This window comes from Couchioplanes azureus (assembly GCF_014648355.1).
In the GTDB taxonomy this organism is placed as follows: Bacteria; Actinomycetota; Actinomycetes; order Mycobacteriales; family Micromonosporaceae; genus Actinoplanes; species Actinoplanes azureus.
In genome coordinates, this window is record NZ_BMQY01000030.1 from 1 (window position 1) to 1,636 (window position 1,636).

Annotated in this window: 1 protein-coding gene and 1 pseudogene; both read right to left on the reverse strand. The window is 69.9% G+C overall.

Going from position 1 to position 1,636, the window contains the following annotated elements; translation table 11 throughout:
- On the reverse strand, nt 1–1,493 hold a 1,493-nt coding region (locus IEY99_RS33705), incomplete at its 3' end, for an acyltransferase domain-containing protein (RefSeq protein ID WP_229799505.1).
- A gap of 51 nt (nt 1,494–1,544) precedes the next feature.
- Nucleotides 1,545–1,634, reverse strand: a pseudogene (locus IEY99_RS35350) (hypothetical protein); the annotation flags it as partial.
- Between the last annotated feature and the right edge of the window lie 2 nt (nt 1,635–1,636).

Here is a 1,636-nt window from a genome sequence, read left to right on the forward strand (position 1 = left end):
GCGATCGGCTCCACCGGATCCCCGGTGCGCTGCCCAACCCGCACCGGCACCGGCACCGGCTCCACGACCGCCCCGCCCGCCAGCAACTCCCCCAGATGACCCGCCAACAACACCGGCGTCGGATGGTTGAACACCAGTGTGGGCGGCAACTGCAGGCCCGACACCGTGGCGAGCCGACCGCGGAGGCGTACAGCCGTCAGCGAGTCGAAGCCGAGGTCGCGGAAGACGCTGTTCTCCTCGACCGCGTCCGGCCCGGAATGTCCCAGGACGGTGGCCGCCTCGCGCCGCACCAGCTCCAACAGGACCTGCTGCCGTTCCTGCGTGTCGAGGCCGTGCAACCGCTCCGCCAACGGCGAGACCGGTCCCTCCGGCTCAGCCGCCTCGGTGACCACGCCGATCGCTGCCCCGGCAACTGCCCGCGGACCGTCAAGCCAATACCGCTGCCGCACGAACGGATAGGTCGGCAGCTCGACGGTCCGTCCCGGGCATACCTTCACCAGGTCGGCCACGCCACCCTGCACGTACAGCTCCATGACCGAGGTGCGGAACCGATCGAGTGTGCCCTCGTCGCGGTGCAACGAACCGGTGACCACGGCGTCCGGCAGGGTCTGCTCGATCGGGACGGTCAACACGGGGTGCGGACTCACCTCGACCACCGTGGTGAAGCCCGCCGCTTGCAACGCACGCAGGGCCGGCTCGAACAGTACGGTCTGGCGCAGATTGCGGTACCAGTAGTCGACGTCCAAGTCACGCGTGTCCAGCCAGCCACCGGTGACGGTGGACATGAACGGCACCCGCGCCCGCCGGGACTGCACGCCGTCCAGCACTTCCACAAGCTGGTCACGTACCTCTTCAACGTGCGCTGAGTGGGAGGCATAGTCGACCGGCAGCAGCCGCGTGCGCACGCCCGCAGGTTGGTACGCGGTCAGCGCCTCCACGGCACCGGCGATCACCACCGACGACGGTCCATTGACCACCGCCACCTCGATACCGTCCCCGATGGCACGCCGCACTTCGTCGACGGGCTGGTCCACCCACATCATCGCTCCGCGGCCGGACAGCGCCAGCAGCACTTGCGAACGCTGAGCCACCACGCGGGCACCGTCGTCCAGCGACAGCGCTCCCGCCACGACGGCGGCGGCGATCTCGCCCTGCGAGTGGCCGACGACCGCATCGGGGACCACCCCGTACGACTCCCACACGGCGGCCAGGGACACCATGACCGCGAAGAGGGCGGGCTGCACCACGTCCACCCGCTCGAGTTGCCGCGCATCCTGCAGCACCTCCGCGAGGCTCCAGGTGACGTACGGTGCCAGCGCCTCGGCGCACTCGGCCATCCGGTCGGCGAAGGTGTCACAGGTACGCATCAGCTCGGTCGCCATACCGACCCACTGGGAGCCCTGTCCTGGGAACACGAAGGCGACCTTGCCCTGCTCGCGGGCCGTTCCGGTCAGCGTGCCCGCGCCGTTGGTCACGGCCGCGAGGCCGTCCACCAACGACTGGCGGTCCGTGGCGGTGATGGTGGCGCGGTGTTTGAAGTGGTGGCGGGTGGCGAGGGTGTGGGCGATGTCGTGGGGGTGGTGGTGGGGGTGGGTGTGGAGGTGGTGGATGAGTTGTTGGGCGTGGGCTTGCAGGG